The sequence below is a fragment of the Ottowia sp. genome (assembly GCF_016703145.1).
Taxonomy (GTDB): Bacteria; Pseudomonadota; Gammaproteobacteria; order Burkholderiales; family Burkholderiaceae_C; genus Ottowia.
This window is the reverse complement of record NZ_JADJCO010000003.1, coordinates 894453-913191: the sequence shown is the minus strand read 5'-3', so window position 1 is coordinate 913191 and position 18739 is coordinate 894453. Positions and strand designations below refer to the sequence as shown.

At 71.6% G+C, this 18739-nt stretch carries 18 protein-coding genes; 7 read left to right on the top strand and 11 right to left on the bottom strand.

Annotation, left to right across the window (positions count from 1 at the left end; genetic code table 11):
• Positions 1 to 37: 37 nt before the first annotated feature.
• Entirely contained in the window at positions 38 to 1945 is a 1908-nt protein-coding gene (locus IPG65_RS08035) for an MFS transporter (RefSeq protein ID WP_293188707.1), read from the bottom strand.
• Between the two features lie 128 nt (positions 1946 to 2073).
• On the opposite strand from IPG65_RS08035, the gene IPG65_RS08030 reads away from it, so the two are divergent.
• From IPG65_RS08030 to IPG65_RS08015, 4 genes are all read left to right on the top strand, one after another.
• Positions 2074 to 2805, top strand: coding sequence for a helix-turn-helix transcriptional regulator (locus IPG65_RS08030; RefSeq protein WP_293188706.1), 732 nt, complete (start codon positions 2074 to 2076; stop codon positions 2803 to 2805).
• A 214-nt stretch (positions 2806 to 3019) separates the two neighbouring features.
• Entirely contained in the window at positions 3020 to 3727 is a 708-nt protein-coding gene (locus IPG65_RS08025) for a response regulator transcription factor (protein WP_293188705.1), read from the top strand.
• A 23-nt stretch (positions 3728 to 3750) separates the two neighbouring features.
• Positions 3751 to 5073: a HAMP domain-containing sensor histidine kinase gene (locus IPG65_RS08020; RefSeq protein ID WP_293188704.1), complete on the top strand. Its 1323-nt coding sequence runs from the start codon at positions 3751 to 3753 to the stop codon at positions 5071 to 5073.
• Positions 5074 to 5329: 256 nt separating this feature from the next.
• A complete protein-coding gene (locus tag IPG65_RS08015) occupies positions 5330 to 6556 on the top strand; it encodes an O-antigen ligase (RefSeq protein ID WP_293188703.1) in 1227 nt (408 codons plus the stop codon).
• Positions 6557 to 6568: 12 nt separating this feature from the next.
• On the opposite strand, the gene IPG65_RS08010 is transcribed toward IPG65_RS08015, so the two are convergent.
• From IPG65_RS08010 to IPG65_RS07985, 6 genes are all read right to left on the bottom strand, one after another.
• Positions 6569 to 6775 (bottom strand): zinc-finger domain-containing protein, encoded by a 207-nt coding sequence (locus IPG65_RS08010; protein WP_293188702.1) that lies wholly within the window; start codon positions 6773 to 6775, stop codon positions 6569 to 6571.
• 14 nt (positions 6776 to 6789) lie between these two features.
• Positions 6790 to 7728 (bottom strand): branched-chain amino acid transaminase, encoded by a 939-nt coding sequence (locus tag IPG65_RS08005; RefSeq protein ID WP_293188701.1) that lies wholly within the window; start codon positions 7726 to 7728, stop codon positions 6790 to 6792.
• A gap of 82 nt (positions 7729 to 7810) precedes the next feature.
• Positions 7811 to 8230: a glycerate kinase gene (locus IPG65_RS08000; RefSeq protein WP_293188700.1), complete on the bottom strand. Its 420-nt coding sequence runs from the start codon at positions 8228 to 8230 to the stop codon at positions 7811 to 7813.
• Between the two features lie 155 nt (positions 8231 to 8385).
• Entirely contained in the window at positions 8386 to 9774 is a 1389-nt protein-coding gene (radA, locus tag IPG65_RS07995) for a DNA repair protein RadA (protein ID WP_293188699.1), read from the bottom strand.
• Positions 9775 to 9808: 34 nt separating this feature from the next.
• Entirely contained in the window at positions 9809 to 10597 is a 789-nt protein-coding gene (locus IPG65_RS07990; protein WP_293188698.1) for an RES family NAD+ phosphorylase, read from the bottom strand.
• Positions 10594 to 10971, bottom strand: a complete 378-nt coding sequence (locus tag IPG65_RS07985; RefSeq protein ID WP_293188697.1) for an antitoxin Xre-like helix-turn-helix domain-containing protein — start codon at positions 10969 to 10971, stop codon at positions 10594 to 10596. Before IPG65_RS07985 ends, IPG65_RS07990 begins: the two co-directional genes overlap by 4 nt.
• A 252-nt stretch (positions 10972 to 11223) precedes the next feature.
• Here IPG65_RS07985 and IPG65_RS07980 point away from each other — a divergent pair, with 252 nt between their 5' ends.
• Together IPG65_RS07980 and murI are read left to right on the top strand one after the other, a co-directional pair.
• Entirely contained in the window at positions 11224 to 12456 is a 1233-nt protein-coding gene (locus IPG65_RS07980; protein WP_293188696.1) for an MFS transporter, read from the top strand.
• Positions 12453 to 13343 carry a glutamate racemase gene (murI, locus tag IPG65_RS07975; protein ID WP_293188695.1) on the top strand — a complete coding sequence of 297 codons (891 nt, stop codon included), beginning with the start codon at positions 12453 to 12455 and terminating at the stop codon, positions 13341 to 13343. Before IPG65_RS07980 ends, murI begins: the two co-directional genes overlap by 4 nt.
• Before the next feature lie 30 nt (positions 13344 to 13373).
• Here the strand turns inward: murI and ybaL are convergent, their stop codons facing one another.
• Positions 13374 to 15110, bottom strand: a complete 1737-nt coding sequence (gene ybaL, locus IPG65_RS07970) for a YbaL family putative K(+) efflux transporter (protein WP_293188694.1) — start codon at positions 15108 to 15110, stop codon at positions 13374 to 13376.
• Between the two features lie 138 nt (positions 15111 to 15248).
• A complete protein-coding gene (locus IPG65_RS07965; protein WP_293188693.1) occupies positions 15249 to 15449 on the bottom strand; it encodes a hypothetical protein in 201 nt (66 codons plus the stop codon).
• 9 nt (positions 15450 to 15458) lie between these two features.
• On the opposite strand from IPG65_RS07965, the gene IPG65_RS07960 reads away from it, so the two are divergent.
• On the top strand, positions 15459 to 16289 hold the full coding sequence (locus IPG65_RS07960; RefSeq protein ID WP_293188692.1) for an HpcH/HpaI aldolase/citrate lyase family protein: 831 nt from the start codon (positions 15459 to 15461) through the stop codon (positions 16287 to 16289).
• A gap of 74 nt (positions 16290 to 16363) precedes the next feature.
• Here IPG65_RS07960 and IPG65_RS07955 read toward each other — a convergent pair whose 3' ends face one another.
• Both IPG65_RS07955 and IPG65_RS07950 read right to left on the bottom strand, forming a co-directional pair.
• Positions 16364 to 18181, bottom strand: a complete 1818-nt coding sequence (locus IPG65_RS07955; protein WP_293188691.1) for a choice-of-anchor U domain-containing protein — start codon at positions 18179 to 18181, stop codon at positions 16364 to 16366.
• Entirely contained in the window at positions 18178 to 18735 is a 558-nt protein-coding gene (locus IPG65_RS07950) for a hypothetical protein (RefSeq protein ID WP_293188690.1), read from the bottom strand. Before IPG65_RS07950 ends, IPG65_RS07955 begins: the two co-directional genes overlap by 4 nt.
• Between the last annotated feature and the right edge of the window lie 4 nt (positions 18736 to 18739).

Genomic DNA, 18739 nt, shown 5'->3' with positions numbered 1-18739 from the left:
GCCTCCAATTATGGGAGGGCGTGCCTTGGGGGGCGCCTCACCCCGCCATCAGCTCCGCCACCCGCGCCCGCAGCCCCTCGGGCGTGGCCCGCGCCGCCGGCATCGCCTCGCCCACGTTCAGCCCCACGCGGTTGAACAGGCCGCGCCGGAACGGCCGCACCATCGCGCCGCCCTGCTCGATGCGGCTGAAGTACGAGCCCCACAGGTTGGTCAGCGCCATCGGCACCACGGGCACGTGCAGGCCGTCGGCGCGGGCCTGCTCCAGGATCTTCATCACGCCACCCTTGAAAGGCTGCAACTGGCCGTCGCGGGTGATGCCGCCTTCCGGGAAGATGCCCAGCAGGTCCCCCTCGCGCAGCACCTTGGCGGCCGCGTCGAAGGCGCGCTGGTAGGCCGCCGGGTCTTCCTTCTGCGGCGCGATGGGGATGCACCTGGCGAGCCGGAAGACCCAGCCGAGCACCGGCACCTTGAAGATGCGGTGGTCCATCACGAAGCGGATGGGGCGCGGGCTGGCGGCCATCAGCAGCACGGCATCGACGAAGCTGACGTGGTTGGCCACCAGCACGGCCGGGCCGGTGGCGGGAATGTGCTCGTCGCCCACGACGCGGTAACGGTACACCCCGCGCGAGGCCGCCCAGGCGATGAAGCGCAGCAGGTACTCGGGCACCAGCAGGAAGATGTAGAAGCCCACCACCGCGTTGGCCAGCCCCACCGCCAGGAAGATCCGCGGGATGCTGAAGCCCGCCTTCAGCAGCGTGCCGGCGATGACGCTGCTGGCGATCATGAACAGCGCGTTGAGGATGTTGTTGGCGGCGATGATGCGCGCGCGGTGCGTGGGCGCGCTGCGCAACTGGATCAGCGCGTACATGGGCACGCTGTACAGGCCGGCGAACAGGCTGAGCAGCAGCAGGTCGGCCATCACGCGCCAGTGCGCCGGCTGCGCGAGGAAGCTGCCCAGCGTGTGCCCGGCGTGCGGCGGCAGCCCGCGCGAGGCGAAGTACAAATCCACCGCGAACACCGTCATGCCGATGGCGCCCAGCGGCACCAGGCCGATCTCGACGTGGTGGCGCGAGAAGCGCTCGCACAGCAGCGCCCCGGCGCCGATGCCGACCGAGAACACCACCAGCAGCAGCGAGGCCACCTGCTCGTTGCCGTGCAGCACCTCCTTGGCGAAGGCCGGGAAGTTGGACAGGAACACGGCGCCGAAGAACCACATCCACGAGATGCCCAGCAGCGAGCGGAAGACGACCAGGTTGCCGTGCGCCAGCTTCAGGTTGCGCCAGGTCTCGCTGACCGGGTTCCAGTTGATGACCAGGCCCGGGTCGGTGGCCGGGGCGCGCGGGATGAACTGCGAGATCACCCGTCCCAGCACCGCCAGTGCTACACAAGCGATAGCTACCGCCGCATGCCCCACGCTGGGCATGGCCACCAGAAGGCCGCCCACCACGTTGCCCAGCAGGATGGCGACGAAGGTGCCCATCTCCACCATGCCGTTGCCGCCGGTCAGCTCGCGCTCATGCAGCACCTGCGGCAGGTAGGCGAACTTGACCGGCCCGAACAGCGTGGAATGCAGCCCCATCAGGAACACGCAGCCCAGCAGCACCGGCACGTGGGCGGCGATGAAGCCCCAGGCCGCCAGCGCCATGATGGCGATCTCCAGGTTCTTCACGAAGCGGATCATGGCCGTCTTCTCGAACTTGTCGGTCAACTGCCCGCTGGTGGCCGAGAACAGCAAAAAGGGCAGGATGAACAGCGCCCCGATCACCAGCCCCGCCATGGCCGGCGGCAGCCAGCCGACGCTGAGCTGGTAGGTCACCATCACGGTGAAAGCGAACTTGAACAGGTTGTCGTTGGCCGCGCCGGAGAACTGCGTCCAGAAGAAGGGCGCGAAGCGGCGCTGGCGCAGCAGGACGAACTGGTTGGGCGCGTCGGAGGGCTGGGACATGGTGGCGGGGCTCGTCGGATCGGGTGCGCGCATTGTGCCGGCTGCGCGCCGCGCGGGCGGGGCGGATTCCGCGCCCTGGCCCGTGCCCCGCCACCCCGGGTATCGCCAGGCGATGCTCTAATAAACCCATGAGCACCACCGCCGACCTCGTCGCCGCCGTCAAGAAGGAGCTGAAAAGCGCCCAGATGACCTACGCCGACCTGGCGCGGGCGCTGGGCCTGGCCGAGTCCAGCGTCAAGCGCATGCTGGCGCGGGGCGACATGCCGCTGTCGCGCGTGGACGCCATCTGCCGCGCGCTCAGGATCGACTTCGCCGAGCTGGCGCGGCGCGTGGCCGACGCGCAGCCGCTGCTGAAGGAGCTGACGGCCGAACAGGAGCGCGCCGTAGTGCAGGACGATAAGCTGCTGCTGGTGGCCATCAACGTGCTGAGCGGCTGGACGCTGGAGCAGATGACCGCTGCCTACCGGCTGACCGACGCGGAGGTGATCAAGTACCTGGCGCAGCTCGACCGCATCGGCATCATCGAACTCAAGACCCTCAACCGCTACCGCCTGAAGGTGGCCAAGACCTTCCGCTGGCGCCCGCACGGGCCGGTGATGCAGTACTTCCGCGAGCACGTGGTGCTGGACTATTTCGGCGGTGGCTTCGACGGCGCGGGCGAGCACCTGCAACTGGTGCACGGCAGCATCAGCCGCGCGCTGGCGCCGGCGTTCGTGGAGCGCCTGCAGCGCCTGGCGCAGGACTTCGCGCAGCAGCACCAGACGGACCAGAAACTCAAGGCCGCCGAGGTCGAGGGCTACACCCTGGTGCTGGCGATGCGCTGCTGGGAGTTCGAGGCGTTCACGCGGCTGCGGCGGTAACTACTGTTTTAATAGCTGTTCGCGCAATATCCATGCGGGCTACCGACATTTTTTACCAATAAATCACCGTGGACCTCCGGCCCATGCCGACGACGCGTTTACGTATCTTTACCGGGGCGACAAGCGCCGCTGGCCGATCGCGGCCACCATGCGGGCGGGCCTGACGCGCCCCTGAGAACTTGAACGCCATGGCGCATGGTCTGGAGGATATGGAATGAGCACACCCCGACTGCTGATGATCGAGGACGACGGGCGGCTGGCCGCCATGGTCGGCGAGTACCTGTCGCAGTCCGGCTTCGCCGTGACGCACGCGGCCGACGGCGAGGCCGGCCTGGCGGCGGTGCAGGACGCGCCAGTCGAGCTGGTCATCCTCGACCTGATGCTGCCCGACATCGACGGGCTGGAGGTCTGCCGCCGCCTCCGCGCGCTGCCGGGCGAGATGGCGCGCGTGCCGGTGCTGATGCTCACCGCCAAGGGCGACCCGATGGACCGCATCATCGGCCTGGAGCTGGGCGCCGACGACTACCTGCCCAAGCCCTTCGAGCCGCGCGAGCTGCTGGCGCGCATCCGCGCCGTGCTGCGCCGCCGCCAGCCCGGCGCCGCGCCCGAGCACAAGCTGATGCGCTTCGGCGCGCTGGAGATCGACCGCGACGCGCGCATCGTCACCGTCGAGGGACAGGCGCGCGAGCTGACCAGCTACCAGTTCGACCTGCTGGTGACCCTGGCCGAGCGCGCCGGCCGCGTGCTGACGCGCGACCAGATCATGGAGGCGGTGCGCGGGCGCGAGCTGGAGGCGTTCGACCGCTCCATCGACGTGCACATGGGCCGCATCCGCGCCGCCATCGAGGCCGACCCGAAGAGCCCGAAGCGCATCCTCACGGTGCGCGGCGTGGGCTACGTGTTCGCCAAGCAGCAGGACTGAACCCGCGCGCCGCCGCCCCGCCGATGATCAAGCTCTTCACCCGCCACCTCTACGTGCGCATCTGGCTGGCCGTGCTGGCCGGCGTGGCCGTGGTCGTGCTGGCGGCGGGCTGGGCCTGGCAGGGGGCGGAGGACCGGCGCTCGCAGCCGCTGCCGCGCGAGGTGACGCTGCGCAACCCGCGGAACCAGCCCATCGGCAGCGGCCAGTCGCTGCGCACCAGCCGGCCGGGCGAGCCGCTGGAGTTCACCATCACGCTCGACAACGGCCAGCAGTTCGTGATGGAGCTGGGCCCGCGCACCGACCGCCGGCCCAGCCCGCCGCCCTGGCTGCACCCGCAGACGGGCATCTTCTGGCTGCTGGCCCTGGTGGGGCTGGCCACGGCGGCGGGGCTGTTCCCCATCGTGCGGCGGCTCACCACCCGGCTGGAGGGCCTGCAGCGCAGCGTGCAGCGCTTCGGCGCGGGCGACCTCTCGGTGCGCGCCCCGGCCGACGACGGCGAGGACGAGGTGGCCGACCTGTCGCGCCGCTTCAACGACGCCGCCGAGCGCATCGAGGGCCTCATGGACTCGCAGGCGGCACTGCTGCAGTCGCAGAAGTCACTGCTGGCCAACGCCTCGCACGAATTGCGCTCGCCCCTGGCGCGCATCCGCATGGCGCTGGAGCTGATGGGCCCTCCGCGCCCGGCGGCGGCGCCCTCCGCGGGGGCCGCACCCGCCTCGGGGCGGCCCAGCGGCGGATGGGTCGGGCCCTCGGCGTCCGTCGCCCGGGACGAAATCTCCCGCAGCATCGCCGAGCTGGATCAGTTGGTGGATGAAATCCTGCTGGCCAGCCGCCTGGACGCGCGCGAGGCCGATCTGGGCACCGTGGAGCCGGTGGACCTGATCGGCCTGCTGGCCGAGGAATGCGCCCGCGTCGGCGCGGCGGCCGAGGTGGCGCCGGGCACGCCCGAGGTGCTGGTGCCCGGCGTGGCCAAGCTGCTGCGCCGCGTGGTGCGCAACCTGCTGGAGAACGCCGTGCGCCACGGCAGCCGCACCGGCCGCGGCAGCGAGGTGAGCGCCGAGCTGGGCACCGCCGGCGGCTGGGCCGTGCTGCACGTGGACGACCGTGGCCCCGGCGTGCCGCCCGGCCAGCGCGAACGCATCTTCGAGCCGTTCTACCGCTTGCCGGGCGCCAGCGAGCGCGAGGGCGGCGTCGGCCTGGGCCTGGCGCTGGTGCGCTCCATCGCGCTGCGCCACGGCGGCGAGGCCACCTGCGACAACCGGGCGGGCGGCGGCGCGCGCTTCACGCTGCGCCTGCCGCTGCAAGTGGATTCGCGGGGACAAAAACAAATTCTGAATACTTTGTAATTCAAAATACATCGGCACCCTACCGCAAATGAGGGCGTGTGTTCTGCGGCCCGATTGTGTGGAGTTGTATCCCATTGCTGTCACACACATTCGCGGCGGCAGGGCCCCTCCGGGCCTGATCCGCATTCCTCCACGAACAACCATCGCCCCTTCTCTTCAGCCGCCGCAAGGCGGCTTTTGTTGCCTCGGGACCCGTCCCCGCACGCCGGCCGGGAGCCGCCAGGGCACCGGGAAGGGGCGCCTACAATTGCCGCCCATGCCGCAGCTTCCCCTGGTTCGCTGGGCGGCCCTGTTCTGGGGATTGGCCGCCTTCTTCCCCATTGGTTTGAACTACGCCGCCTTCCTGGGGCTGGCGCTGGCCATGGCGTGCCAGGGCGGCTGGCCGGAGCGCGGGGCGCGCCTGCGGCGCACCCCCAACTGGTGGCCCGCCTGGCTGTTCGTGGGCTGGACGGCGCTGGTCCTGGCGTTTGGCCCGACCTACCCCGAGACCTCCTCCAACGCGCTGCACGCCCTGCGCATCGTCCTCACCCTGGCGCTGGCGCTGGCGCTGTCGCGCGACGAGGCGGTGTGGGCGCTGCGCGGCTTCTGCCTGGGGCTGGCGGCCAGCCTGGCGCTGGTGGTGCTCAACGAGACGGTGGGCCTGCCGCCCGGCGCGGCGTGGGACAGCATCGTCCGCTACGGCGGCAACAAATCGCTGGCCAACGCCGCGCTGATGGCCCTGGCGGCCGGCACCGGCCTGCTGCTGATGCCGGTCCTGTCAGGGCGCCAGCGCCTGTGCGCGGCGGTGCTGTCGCTGGGGGCGCTGGGGGTGCTGGCCTGGGTGCTGCATTCGCGCACGGCCTGGCTGATCCTGCTGGCCTGCGGGGTGGCGGGCCTGCTGCACCAGTTGCGGGCGCGGCGCCAGGAGCAGGTGCTGGCCGTCGCCCTCGCGGCGGCGCTGACCCTGGGCACCGGCCTGCTGGTGCCGGGCGTGAAGGACCGCGTGGCGCTGGGCCTGCACGAAATCGCCAGCGCCTACGAAGGCCACGCGGTGGACCCGGGCAGCAGTTGGGGCATCCGCTTTCGCATGTACAGCGAGACGGCGGCCATGGTGCGCGAGCAGCCGCTGTGGGGCTGGGGCATCGGGGGCTGGAGCGCGCAGTGGAAGCAGCGGGTGGAGCCGGCGCTGGCCGACTCCAACATGCCGCACAACGACTTCCTGTGGATGGGCGCGCAGGCCGGCCTGCCAGGCGCGGCGCTGCTGCTGTGGCTGGTGGCGGCGGGCCTGCCCGCGGCTTGGCGCCGCCACGACCTGAGCGGACGCCTGGGCGTGGTGGCGCTGCTGACGATGCTGGTCGCGGTGGCCACCAACTCGGCCCTGCGCGATGCCGCCATCGGCCTGAGCCTGTGGTTCATCGTGCTGGTCTACCAGCGCCTGTCCACCGAGCCGGAGGCCGTGTGGCTGCAGGCGCTGCCGGGCGGGCGGCCGGCGGATCCGGCGTAGCGGTGGGCGGGGTCAGTGGCCGCCGGCCAGAACCTCGCCAGCCTTCAGCCGGTACAGCGCGCCGCAATAGGGGCACTTGGCCTCGCCGGTGCTCAGGTTCAGGAACACGCGCGGGTGCGTGTTCCAGAGCTGCATGCCGGCCTTGGGGTTGGGGCAGTAGGTTTCGCCGGCGGGCGTCAGGTCCTTGGCCAGCAGTTCGACGGCGGCGGGGGTGCTCATGGCGGGCTCCTGGTTCAGACTTTGGACAGCCACTTGGCGTACTTGGCGTTGCGGCCGTTCACGATGTCGAAGAACGCGCTCTGGATCTTCTCGGTCACGAGGCCGCGCTGGCCGGCGCCGATCTCCACGCGGTCGAGTTCGCGGATGGGCGTGACCTCGGCCGCGGTGCCGGTGAAGAAGGCTTCGTCGCTGATGTACACCTCGTCGCGCGTGATGCGCTTTTGCACCACCTCCAGCCCCAGGTCCTTGGCGATATGCAGCACGGTGTTGCGCGTGATGCCGTTGAGCGCGCCGGCCGACAGGTCGGGCGTATGGATCACGCCGTCCTTGACCAGGAAGATGTTCTCGCCCGCGCCCTCGCTCACGAAGCCGGCGGCGTCGAGCAGCAGCGCCTCGTCGTAGCCGTCGTCCAGCGCTTCCATGTTGGCCAGGATGGAGTTGCTGTAGTTGCTCACCGCCTTGGCCTGCGTCATGGTGATGTTGACGTGGTGGCGGGTGTAGCTGCTGGTCTTGACGCGGATGCCGCGCCGCATGCCCTCCTCGCCCAGGTAGGCGCCCCACTCCCAGGCCGCGACCATGGCGTGGATGGTGTTGCCCTTGGGCGAGACGCCCAGCTTCTCGGAGCCGATCCAGACCAGCGGGCGCAGGTAGCAGCTCTTGAGGCCATTGGCGCGCACGACCTCCTTCTGCGCCTCGTTCAGTTGCTCGGGCGTGAAGGGGATTTTCATGCGCAGGATCTTGGCGCTGTTGAAGAGGCGCTGCGTGTGCTCCTCCAGGCGGAAGATCGCCGTGCCGTCCACCGTGTCGTAGGCGCGCACGCCCTCGAAGGCGCCGCAGCCGTAGTGCAGGGTGTGGGTCAGCACGTGGATCTTGGCGTCGCGCCAGTCGACCATCTGGCCGTCGAGCCAGATCTGGCCGTCGCGGTCGGCCATGGAGGGGGCGGGGGAGCTCATGGGCATGTCCTCTTCGTGGGCTGCGTGGGGCGGGCCGCGGAAACGCCGGCGCAGGCGTTGGGTCCGCCGGAAAACGGCGATTCTAAGCCTGCGCAGGACCGGTTTCGGGCGCCTCGGCGGGCCGCTCCAGTTGCCAGCGGGCCAGGCGGCCGCCCTCGAACTCGGCGGTCACGTGCGACTCGCCGGGGTCGCGCCAGCGGTAGACCTCCGGCTCGGCGCCTTCGTCCGACAAGCGCTGGCCCAGCGCGCGCGTGAGGGCGAGCACCGTCAGCAGCGGCTGGCCGCGCTTGAGCTTGGCGTTCAGCATCACCGCGCTGCCGACGTAGCCGATGGGGCGGTCGACGGCGCGTTTCATGATGGTCATGAGGCGCGTGTAGTAGAGCATCACCCACAGCATCAGGCCGCTGCCCAGCAGCGCCAGCCCTTGCCAGCCGCCGGCCCGCCAGGCGCCGGCACCGAGCGCCACGGCGCCCAGGATCGCGAGAATTCGTTGCCATTTCATGGCCGCGATTGTCGCCGCTCGGCGGCGTCCAGAAACACGCCACCTGGCCAGTGCAGCCCTGGTGCGGCGCCGTACACGGTTTTTCTGAATGAAAACGGCCTTCAATCGTCGTACTATCTACGTCGATAGCTATAAAAAAAGCAGCATTCGGACGCTCAATCCAATCGCCGCACCACCTCCATCGCCTCTTCCACCCGCTCCACCGCGTGGATGGTCAGCCCTTCCAGCTCGCCGCCGGCCTTCTTCGGCGCGTTGGCCTTGGGCACCACGGCGACGGAAAAGCCCAGCTTGGCCGCCTCCTTCAACCGTTCCTGCCCGCGCGGGGCCGGCCGCACCTCGCCAGCCAGGCCCACCTCGCCGAAGGCGATGAAGCCCTTGGGCAGGGGCCGGCCGCGCAGGCTGCTGGAGATGGCCAGCAGCACCGCCAGGTCGGCCGCCGGCTCGCTGATGCGCACGCCGCCGACGGCGTTGACGAACACGTCCTGGTCGCCGCAGGCCACGCCCGCGTGGCGGTGCAGCACGGCCAGCAGCATGGCCAGGCGGTCGCGCTCCAGGCCCACCGACAGGCGGCGCGGGCTGGGGCCGCCGCCATCGACCAGCGCCTGGATCTCCACCAGCATCGGCCGCGTGCCCTCCAGCGTGACCAGCACGCAACTGCCCGGCACCGGCTGGGCGTGCTGGCTCAGGAAGATGGCGCTGGGGTTGCTGACCCCCTTCAGCCCTTTTTCCGTCATGGCGAACACGCCGATCTCGTTGACGGCGCCGAAGCGGTTCTTGATGGCGCGCACCAGCCGGAAGCTGCTGTGCGTGTCGCCCTCGAAGTACAGCACCGTGTCCACCATGTGCTCCAGCACGCGCGGGCCGGCGAGCTGGCCGTCCTTGGTCACGTGGCCCACCAGCACGATGGCGCAGCCGCTGGCCTTGGCCCAGCGCGTCAGGTGCGCCGCGCACTCGCGCACCTGCGCCACGCTGCCGGGGGCGCTGGTGAGCTGGTCGCTGTAGACGGTCTGGATCGAGTCGATCACCGCCACGGCCGGCTGCTGCGCAGCGAGCGTGGCGATGATCTTCTCCAATTGGATTTCCGCCAGCACGGCGACCTGGGAGCCGGTGATGCCGAGCCGGCGCGCACGCAGCGCCACCTGCGCGCCGCTTTCCTCGCCGGTCACGTACAGGGTCGGCAGGCTGGCGCGCTGCAGCGCGTCCAGGGCCTGCAGCAACAGCGTCGATTTACCGATGCCCGGATCGCCCCCGATCAGCACCACGCCGCCGGGCACGATGCCGCCGCCCAGCACGCGGTCCAGTTCGCCTTGGCCGGTGGGCGTGCGGGGCACGTCCACCGCCTCGATCTCAGCCAGCGCCTGCACGGCAGACGACGGCGCCAGCGCGGCGAAACCAGCGCTCAGGCGGTTTTTGCCGGGTGCCGCGCTTTCAGCGGCGGACTCCACGAGCGTGTTCCAGGCGCCGCAGCCCGGGCACTTGCCGAGCCAGCGCGGGCTGGTGGCGCCGCATGCGTTGCAGGTGTAGATGGATTTGGGGCTGGCCATCGGGCCGATCGTACCGGCTGGGGTGCCGGCGGCCCTACCCCGGCCACTCGTAGCGCCCGGCGCCGCCGTCCCGCGCCATCATGACGTGCTCGCGCGTGGCGGTGCAGGTCCATTGCTGCCGGGACGCGTCCAGGCCCTTGCGGGGCTCGCCGAGGGCGTCGGGCGTGAAGACCGCCACGCAGGCGCAACCAGGCGCGCGGGCGGATTCGTAGCGGATGACCTGGATACCGGCGGCTTGCGCCGCCGCGGACAGGCGGTGGGTTTCGGCGTAGTCGCCGCTGTGCTTCCACGCCGCCTCGAAGGCGTTCCAGGGCGGTGCCATGAGATCGATGCCGTTACCCGCGACTTCGGCCGCGAAGAACGTGTGTTTGGTGATGATCTTGCTGCTGGCCAGTCCGGCGCTGTCCTGCATGAAGCGCATGCGCCAATAGGCCACCTCGGCGCACGCGCCCTGCAACTGCCGGGCGCCGTACCAGAGGCCGTGCCGCCCCTGGCCGGCCTGGCGGAACCGGCTGTCGTGCAGCGGGGTGTAGCGGAACGGGGTGACCAGCAGGAAGTGCTTGCGCGGATCCGCCGCCTCCGGCAACGGCGGCTTGCTGCCTTCCAGCAGCCGCTCCAGCGCGTCGTGCTCGTCCAGCGAGTCCACCAGCAGCGTGGTCGAGCTGGCGTACTGGCTTTCCACCCCGCGCCAGGCCTGGGGCTCGGTAATTCGGCCGGCGTGGTCTTGGAGCCAGTGCGGCTCCCACCCCTCCGCGGTCACTGGAGTTGCTTCGCCTTCGGCGGCGGTGCGCGCTTGCTTCGGGCGGCCGGGCGCGGCGCTCATGCCGCCGCGCGCATGCCGTCCAGGTAGGCGAGCGTCCTGACCAGGCCTTCCGGATGCCGGATCAGCTTGGCGGGCACGCCGCCCAGGGCCTGGTGGTCCGAGTGCATCCACGCCTTGCGCATCTCGTTGTCCGAGCCCACCAGCGGGTCGAGCGAGCGAAAGACGCGGATCAGCATCAAGGCCAGCTCGCCCGGCTTGGACGTGGGCGAAATGCCCGCGCCCTTGGTCTTGTAGCGGGATACCGTGGAGTCGCTCACCCCGATGATCCGGGCCAGGTCGGCGTTGTGCAGGCCCAGCCCTTCGGCCGCCCGGACGGTGGCCTTGGTCAGTACCGCTTCGGGGTGGACTTGCGGCTTGTGCAGGGCGGCGTTCATGTCGTGCTCCTTCTGGCTGGCTTTCGCGGCGGTGCGCGCTCGCCGGGTGAGAAAGATGGTACCCCATCTCGACGAAAAACATGTCATGTGAAATAAATAATCAATGAATTGCCATATGAAAATCATTGCCCCCCACTTCGGCGCACCGATGCCTCGGCGCGCCGCCAGCCCGGCCACGCAACCCCCTCGCCCTTGCGGTCGCCGCCAGCCGGGTACCATGCGCCACCCTTTCCACCCACCCCGGAGCCGACCATGACCGCCCCAGCGGCCGCCGCCAGCACGCCTCCCGTGTCGAGGAACCGCCTGCTCGTCACCTCGGGCCTGGGCTGGATGTTCGACGCGATGGACGTGGGGCTGCTGTCCTTCGTGCTGGCCGCGCTCAAGGCCGACTGGGGCCTGTCGGCCGGGCAGATGGGCTGGCTGGGCGCCATCAATTCCATCGGCATGGCCGTGGGCGCCGTCGCCTTCGGCATGATGGCCGACCGCATCGGCCGCAAGAGCGTGTTCATCGTCACGCTGCTGCTGTTCGCCATCGCCAGCGGCCTGTCCGCCTTCGCCAGCACGCTGGCGGTGCTGATGGTGCTGCGCTTCTTCATCGGCATGGGGCTGGGCGGCGAGCTGCCGGTGGCCTCCACCTACGTGTCGGAGCGCGTGCCGGCGCACGAGCGCGGCCGCGTCGTGGTGCTGCTGGAGAGCTTCTGGGCGCTGGGCTGGCTGCTGGCGGCGTTGATCGCCTACTTCGTCATCCCGCGCTTCGCGCCGGACATGGGCTGGCGCGTGGCCCTGCTGCTGGGCGCGCTGCCCGCCGTCCATGCGCTGGTCCTGCGCCGCGGGCTGCCCGACGACAAGCCCACCGCCCCGCCCGCCGCCGGCCTGCCCTGGACGGCGCGGCTGGCCGCCCTGTGGTCGCCCGCGCACGCGCGCGCCACGCTGGTGCTGTGGGTGCTGTGGTTCACCATCGTGTTCTCGTACTACGGCATGTTCCTGTGGCTGCCCAGCGTGATGGTGGGCAAGGGCTTCGCGCTCATCAAGAGCTTCGAGTACGTGCTGGTGATGACCTTCGCGCAACTGCCCGGCTACTTCACCGCCGCCTGGCTGATCGAGCGCATGGGCCGCAAGTTCGTGCTGGTGGCGTACCTGGCCGGCACCGCCGCCAGCGCCTGGGCCTTCGGTACCGCCAGCACCGAGGGCGCGCTGCTGCTGCATGGCGCGCTGCTGTCGTTCTTCAACCTCGGCGCCTGGGGCGCGCTCTACGCCTACTCGCCCGAGAACTACCCCGCCCCCATCCGCGCCAGCGGCGTGGGCACCGCCGCCGGCGTGGGCCGCGTCGGCGGCATCCTGGGACCGCTGGCCATCCCGTACCTGGGCGCCCAGGGCTGGGCCACGGGCGCCATCTTCGGGCTGTTCGCGGCCGCCCTCGCCGTCGGCGCGCTCGCCGTGGCCCTGCTGGGGCGCGAGACCAAGGGCGACCTTGCCGTGACATGAGCCCGGAGTCGTCCGAAGCGGCCCCCATCGGCGTGTTCGACAGCGGCGTCGGCGGCCTGAGCGTGCTGCGCGCGCTGCAGGCCGAGCTGCCGCACGAGCACTTCGTCTACCTGGCCGACAACGGCCACGCGCCCTACGGCGAGCGCGGCGACGCCTTCGTCGCCGCGCGCACGCACGCCATCGCCGGCCACCTGCGGCGGGCGCACGGCATCAAGGCGCTGGTGGTGGCCTGCAACACCGCCACGGCGGCGGCCATCCACGAGGCGCGCGCCAGCCACCCCGGACTGCCCGTGGTCGGCGTGGAGCCCGCCCTCAAGCCCGCCGTGGCGGCCACGCGCACCGGGCGCGTGGGCGTCATCGCCACGCGCGGCACGCTGGCCAGCGGCAAGTTCGGACGGCTGCTCGATTCGCTGCGGTCGCAGGCCGAATTCATCGTGCAGCCTTGCGACGGCCTCGCTCACGCCATCGAGCAGGCGGTCGCCGAGGGACTGGCCGGCGCCACGGCCGCTGCAGAAATTGAAGCGCTCTGCACAATGTACATGCGGGCCATGGGCCGATTTGGCACTGAAACAGGCGCCATCGACACGTTGGTGCTGGGCTGCACGCACTACGTCTTCGCCGAAAGCGTGCTGCAGCGCCTGGCCGGCCACGGCGTGCGGCTGGTCGAAACCGGCGAGCCCGTGGCGCGCCAGACGCGGCGCCTGCTGGCGCAGGCCGGTCTGCTGGCCTCCGCGCCCGGCGGCGGCGCGCTGCAACTGCTGACCACCGGCGACCCCGGCCTGCCGCGGGCAGCGGCGGCGCGCTGGCTGCGTGGGCCGGCGCGACAGAGCGAACGAGTGGATGTGCCGGCTGTTCCGCCCGCTCTCCCCGCACGACGGCCGGGGTAAGGGCCGAGGGCGCGCCCCGAAACGCCGGCCCTACCAGGCCTTCAGCGCCCCCGCCTCCGAATGGGGCGCCATGGCCCGCTCCAGCACGTCGCGCGCCATCGCCCGCGCCAGTTCCTGCTCGCCGATGTAGACCGTGGCGGCCTCTTCCTGCACCAGCAGTTGCGCCTCGGTCTCGTTGTGGCCGCGCACCACGATCTCGATCGGGGGGTTGAGCGTGCGCGCGGTGGCGATCATCTGGCGGATGTTCAGCGTGTCCGGCGTGGTCACCACCAGCACGCGGGCGCGCGCGATGTGCGCCTGGATCAGCACCGCCGGCTCGGCGGCGTTGCCCCACACGGCCGCGAAGCCCTGCTCGCGCAGCCGCTCGACCAACTCGCGGTTCTGGTCCGCCACCACGAACGGCACGTCGCTCGCCTTCAGCTGGTCGGCGATGCGCCGCCCCAGCCGGCCGTAGCCCACCAGCACCACCTGGCGCGAGAGGTAGCGCGCCTCGGTGCTCCGCGGCAGCTCGGCCAGCGGGTCGTCGCGCTGCTCCAGCCGCCGGGCCAGCGCCGAATGCACGCGCAACCAGCGCAGCAGCGGCCCGATGGCCTGGAAGCACAGCGGATTGAGGGCGATGGAGATCAGCGCCCCCGCCAGCACCAGGCTGCGCGCCTCGTCCGGCAGCAGTTCGTGCTTCATGCCCAACACCACCAGGATGAAGGAGAACTCACCGATCTGCGCCAGGCTGGCGCTCACCGTGAGCGCCGTCGCCAGCGGGTAGCGGAAGGCCAGCACCAGCGCGCAGGCCGCGAAGGACTTGCCCAGCACGATGACCAGCACCACCGCCAGCACCTGCAGCGGCCGCTGCAGCAGCACGGCCGGGTCGAACAGCATGCCCACCGAGACGAAGAAGATCACCGCGAAGGCGTCGCGCAGCGGCAGCGACTCCTGCGCCGCGCGGTGGCTGAACTCGGACTCGCGCATCACCATGCCGGCGAAGAAGGCGCCGAGCGCGAACGACACCCCGAACAGCGCCGCCGACGCGAAGGCGATGCTCACCGCCGCCGCCACCACGCACAGCGTGAACAGCTCGCGCGAGCCGGTGCGCGTGACTTGCCACAGCACCCACGGGAACAGCCGCCGCCCCACCACCAGCATCAGCGCCACGAAGCCGCCCACCTGCAGCAGCGTCGTCCCCAGGGCGTGCCAGACCGAGGCCGCGCCGTGCGCCTCCTCGCCCGCCGCGGCGCCGGCCCGGCCGCCCAGCGCCTCGGCCAGCGGCGGCAGCAGCACCAGCACCAGCACCATCGCCAGGTCCTCCACCACCAGCCAGCCCACCGCGATGCGGCCGGTGTGCGTGTCCAGCAGGCCCATGTGCTCCAGCGCGCGCAGCAGCACCACGGTGCTGGCCACCGACAGCGCCAGTCCGAACACCAGCGCGGCGCCCAGCGACCAGCCCCACCAGGTGGCCAGCCCGGCCCCCATCAGCGTGGCGGCCACGATCTGCACCAGCGCGCCCGGCAGCGCGATGCGCCGCACCGCCAGCAGGTCGCCCAGCGAGAAATGCAGCCCGACGCCGAACATCAGCAGCATCACGCCGATCTCGGCCAGTTGCGCCGCGATGTCGCTGTCGGCCACGAAACCGGGCGTGAACGGCCCGATGATGACGCCCGCCACGAGGTAGCCCACCAGCGCCGGCACGCGCAGCCGCGCGGCCACGAAGCCCAGCAGCAGCGCCAGGCCGAGCGCGGCGGCGAGTGTCTGGATCAGAGCGCCATGGGCCATGCTGTTCATTTTGCAGGCAATGGCGCAGCGGCCCTCGAAAAAAATCACCTGGCGCGCACGCCGCGGGGCCGCCTTCCGGCCTCCTCAGCCCCAGCCCCGCGCCAGCGCCCGCGTGATCTCCGCCGCCGGCGCGCTGCGTCAGCCGCTGGCGTTCTGGCCGCCCCACAGGGGCGTGAAGTCGGTGCGGCCGGTTTCGCGCGCGGCGTCGGGCGCGGTCGGCGTGTGGCGGAAGTAGTTGACGTTGTAGGGCAGCGAGCCGAGCGCGCCGACGCCATTGGCCAGCGCCAGGGCGCGGCCTTGGGCGCCGGGCTGCGCCAGAATCCACGGGACGCAAAACACAAGGCGACCATGAAAACCCCGCACAACCCCTTCAAGCAGGCCCTGGCCGAGGGCCGCACCCAGATCGGCCTGTGGGCCGCGCTGGCCAGCCCCTACAGCACCGAGCTGCTGGCCGGCATCGGCTACGACTGGCTGCTGCTGGACGGCGAGCACGCGCCCAACGACCTGCGCTCCACCCTCGGCCAGTTGCAGGGCGTGGCCAGCGCCCAGCACGCCTTTGGCGACGCCCGCTCGCACCCCGTGGTGCGCGTGCCGCTGGGCACCGGCGAGGCCGGCACCGCGCTCATCAAGCAGTACCTCGACATCGGCGCCCAGACCCTGCTGGTGCCCATGGTGGACACCCCCGAGCAGGCCGCGCAGGTGGCCGCCGCCTGCCGCTACCCGCCCGCCGGCGTGCGCGGCATGGGCAGTTCGCTGGCGCGCTCCGCGCGCTGGAACGCGCACCCGCGCTACGTGCACGAGGCCAACGGCCAGGTCTGCGTGCTGGTGCAGGCCGAAACCGCGCTGGCCATGCGCCACCTCGACGCCATCGCCGCCACCCCCGGCGTGGACGGCGTGTTCATCGGCCCGGCGGATCTTTCCGCCAGCATGGGCCACCCCGGCAACGCCGCCCACCCCGACGTGCAGGCCGCCATCGAGCAGGGCATTGCCCGCATCCTGAAGGCCGGCAAGGCCCCCGGCATTCTTGCCACCAGCGAGCCGCGGGCGCGCAAGTGGCTGGCGGCCGGCGCGCTGTTCGTGGCCGTGGGCATCGACACCGCGCTGCTGGCCAGCGGGGCGCAGGCGCTGCTGGGCCAGTTCAAGGAAGGTACGGCCGCCGCCAGCGGTGCCGGCTACTGAGACGAAACAGCCCGTTGTGCGTCCTGCGTTTGGCGTTGAGCGTGAAAACGCAAAACGCTCAACGCCAAACCATTTCATGCGCCGCGGGTGGCGCGCCGCGGCAGCGCGGCGGTCAGCGCGGTCAGCAAGCCCAGCAGCGCCAGCGCCCAAGGGCCAAGGCCCGGCACGGGCGTGGGCGCGGGCGCCGCGGCCGCGCGCAGCGGGCCGTTGGGATCGGTGATCTCTCCGTTCCGCGCCCAGTCGTCATCGCCCAGCCCGCCGTCGGTCACGCTGAAGGTGGCGGTGTGGCCGCTGACGGCGATGCCAACGGGCGCGAAGTAGCTGCGCGTGCTGCTGCCCATATCGGCCGGGGTGGCGAAGCCGTGCTTCAGGTAGTCGCCCATGGCGGTTGACAGCGGCTCGGGCCAGGTCACCTGCATGGTCACGGTGCCGCCCTCCTCGCAGCCCACCAGCTTGAACTGGAACAGGCCCTGCGGCAGCGCCTTGCCCCGCGGCGGGTTGGCGGGCGCGGGTACGAAGGCGGTGGCGCCGGGCGTGGGGTCAAAGTGGCAGCTGTCGCCGCCGCCCGTGAAGCTGGCGCTGGCCGCGCCGCCGGTGCCGCTGGCGGGCACGGTGGTGCCGCTGTAGGTGGTGATGGCCGCAAAGTGGGCTTGCACGTTGCGCGGTTGGGTGACGTTGCTCAGGCTGCAAACCATGCCGCTCACGCTGTCGCAGCCGCTGAAGCCGCTGAAGGTGAAGCCCGCATGGGGGCTGGCGGTGCAGGTGGTGGAGCCACCGTGGGTGACGGTGCTGTCGTCGCAACTCACGCTGCCGCCTGCTGGGGGGCTGGCCGTGGCGGTGATGTCGTGGCTGTTGATTTCAAAGCTGGCCGTGCAGGTTTTGTCGCCGTCCATCGTGACCGTGGCCTGCGGGGTGGTACCACCCGCCGCGCAGTTGCCGCCCCAGCCGCTGAAGTGCTGGCCGGCTGCCGGCGTGGCCGTGAGGGTGACCTGCACGGCGGGCCAGGCCGAGTCATACAGCGCCAGGCAGGCGGCGCCGCCGGTACTGGTACAGGTGCTTATGCCGCCCGACTGCGGTGTCGGAGGGGTTGCCGCCGACACACTGCCGCCGCCGCTGACGGCCACTTGCAGCCCAAAGACCGTGTTGGTGGTGCCGCTGCCCCCCAGGTTAGCGCTGGCAGCCGCAGGGCCACCGCTGTTGCCCCCGCGCCCGCCGCCGGCGGCATTGCCACTCACCGCTGCCTGGCAGGCGGGCGTGATGTTCAGCACACCGGCATTCCACAGCCCGCCCACGGCGGCCCCGCCGCCGCGGTAGCCAGGGCCGCCGCCGCCCGCCGCCAGGTTGGCGCTGACGGCGCAGCCAGCGCCTTGCACCGTGAGCGTGGCGCCCGCCGCGTTGTAAATGCCGCCCGCCGCCGCGCCGCCGCTGTCGCCGCTGTTGCCGCCCGCGCCGCCGCCGCCGCCGACCCAAACGCCGCTCAGCGCCGCGTAGCCGCCACCGCCGCCACGGCCATAGCCGGCGTCGACTCCTGCATCATTACCGGCTGCGCCGCTGCCGCCGCTGCCGCCGTAGGTGCCGCCGCCGCCGCCGCCGGCGCTTCCATTGCTGCCGCCACCGCCGTTCCAATCACCCCCCCCGCCGCCGAAGCCGCCGCCGCCCGCACCAAGCCGCCCTCCGGCTCCACCGCCACCGGCCCATCCGCCGCCGCCGCCGCCGAAGCCGAGGCCGCCGCCGCCGCCGCCGGCACCTCCCCCATTGCTGCCATTGCCGCCTGTGTTAACACCGGATCCCGCACCACCGGTGGGGTTGGCGGCGTCGCCGGTGCCGCCCGCCCCGCTGCTTGTAGCGCCGCCGTTGCCGCCCGCGCCTGTCAACCCGGCGCTGTTCTTCACGCCGCTGCTGCCGCCGCCGCCGCCGCCGAAGGTGCCACCTCCCCCCCCCCCCCGCCCGTGGCGTAGTTGCCCTGCACCTTCACGCCATCCAGCACCAGGGTGCCGTTGTTCAGAATGCCGGCGCCGTAAGAAGACCCGCTGGCCTGGTTGCCGTTCCAGTCAATGCCCTTGCCGGCCAGCAGGCCGTTGGTGAGGGTGAGGCCACGGAGCGTGGCGTTGACGCCCGTGTTGACTTGCAGCACGCGGCCCTTCAGTTGCCCGTCGAGCGTGACGCCGGGGCCGTGGATGGTGACGTCCCGCGCCAGCGCGAGCTCGCTGGCCAAGTACACCGTGACCACGCCAGGGGCAAAGTCGATGGTGTCGCCAGGGCTGGCGTTAGCCAGTACGTCGCGCAAACTGCCCGTGCCGCTGTTGCCGCCGTTGGTGACGGAGAGGGTGGCGGCTTGGGCGCTGGCCGCCAGCAGCGCCGCCGCCAGGGCCACGCCCAGGCGCGGCAGCGGACACCTCCTCGGCAAGTGCAGGCACGGGGACAGGCGGGAGGGAAGCGTAATCATGGTG

Coding starts and splice junctions, on each gene's coding strand:
- IPG65_RS07980 (WP_293188696.1), top strand. CDS start 11,224: ATGACCGCCCCAGCGGCCGCCGCCAGCACGCCTCCCGTGTCGAGGAAC.
- IPG65_RS07985 (WP_293188697.1), bottom strand. CDS start 10,971: ATGAACGCCGCCCTGCACAAGCCGCAAGTCCACCCCGAAGCGGTACTG.
- IPG65_RS08030 (WP_293188706.1), top strand. CDS start 2,074: ATGAGCACCACCGCCGACCTCGTCGCCGCCGTCAAGAAGGAGCTGAAA.
- ybaL (WP_293188694.1), bottom strand. CDS start 15,110: ATGGCCCATGGCGCTCTGATCCAGACACTCGCCGCCGCGCTCGGCCTG.
- IPG65_RS07990 (WP_293188698.1), bottom strand. CDS start 10,597: ATGAGCGCCGCGCCCGGCCGCCCGAAGCAAGCGCGCACCGCCGCCGAA.
- IPG65_RS07950 (WP_293188690.1), bottom strand. CDS start 18,735: ATGATTACGCTTCCCTCCCGCCTGTCCCCGTGCCTGCACTTGCCGAGG.
- IPG65_RS08010 (WP_293188702.1), bottom strand. CDS start 6,775: ATGAGCACCCCCGCCGCCGTCGAACTGCTGGCCAAGGACCTGACGCCC.
- IPG65_RS08015 (WP_293188703.1), top strand. CDS start 5,330: ATGCCGCAGCTTCCCCTGGTTCGCTGGGCGGCCCTGTTCTGGGGATTG.
- murI (WP_293188695.1), top strand. CDS start 12,453: ATGAGCCCGGAGTCGTCCGAAGCGGCCCCCATCGGCGTGTTCGACAGC.
- radA (WP_293188699.1), bottom strand. CDS start 9,774: ATGGCCAGCCCCAAATCCATCTACACCTGCAACGCATGCGGCGCCACC.
- IPG65_RS08005 (WP_293188701.1), bottom strand. CDS start 7,728: ATGAGCTCCCCCGCCCCCTCCATGGCCGACCGCGACGGCCAGATCTGG.
- IPG65_RS08020 (WP_293188704.1), top strand. CDS start 3,751: ATGATCAAGCTCTTCACCCGCCACCTCTACGTGCGCATCTGGCTGGCC.
- IPG65_RS08035 (WP_293188707.1), bottom strand. CDS start 1,945: ATGTCCCAGCCCTCCGACGCGCCCAACCAGTTCGTCCTGCTGCGCCAG.
- IPG65_RS08000 (WP_293188700.1), bottom strand. CDS start 8,230: ATGAAATGGCAACGAATTCTCGCGATCCTGGGCGCCGTGGCGCTCGGT.
- IPG65_RS08025 (WP_293188705.1), top strand. CDS start 3,020: ATGAGCACACCCCGACTGCTGATGATCGAGGACGACGGGCGGCTGGCC.
- IPG65_RS07960 (WP_293188692.1), top strand. CDS start 15,459: ATGAAAACCCCGCACAACCCCTTCAAGCAGGCCCTGGCCGAGGGCCGC.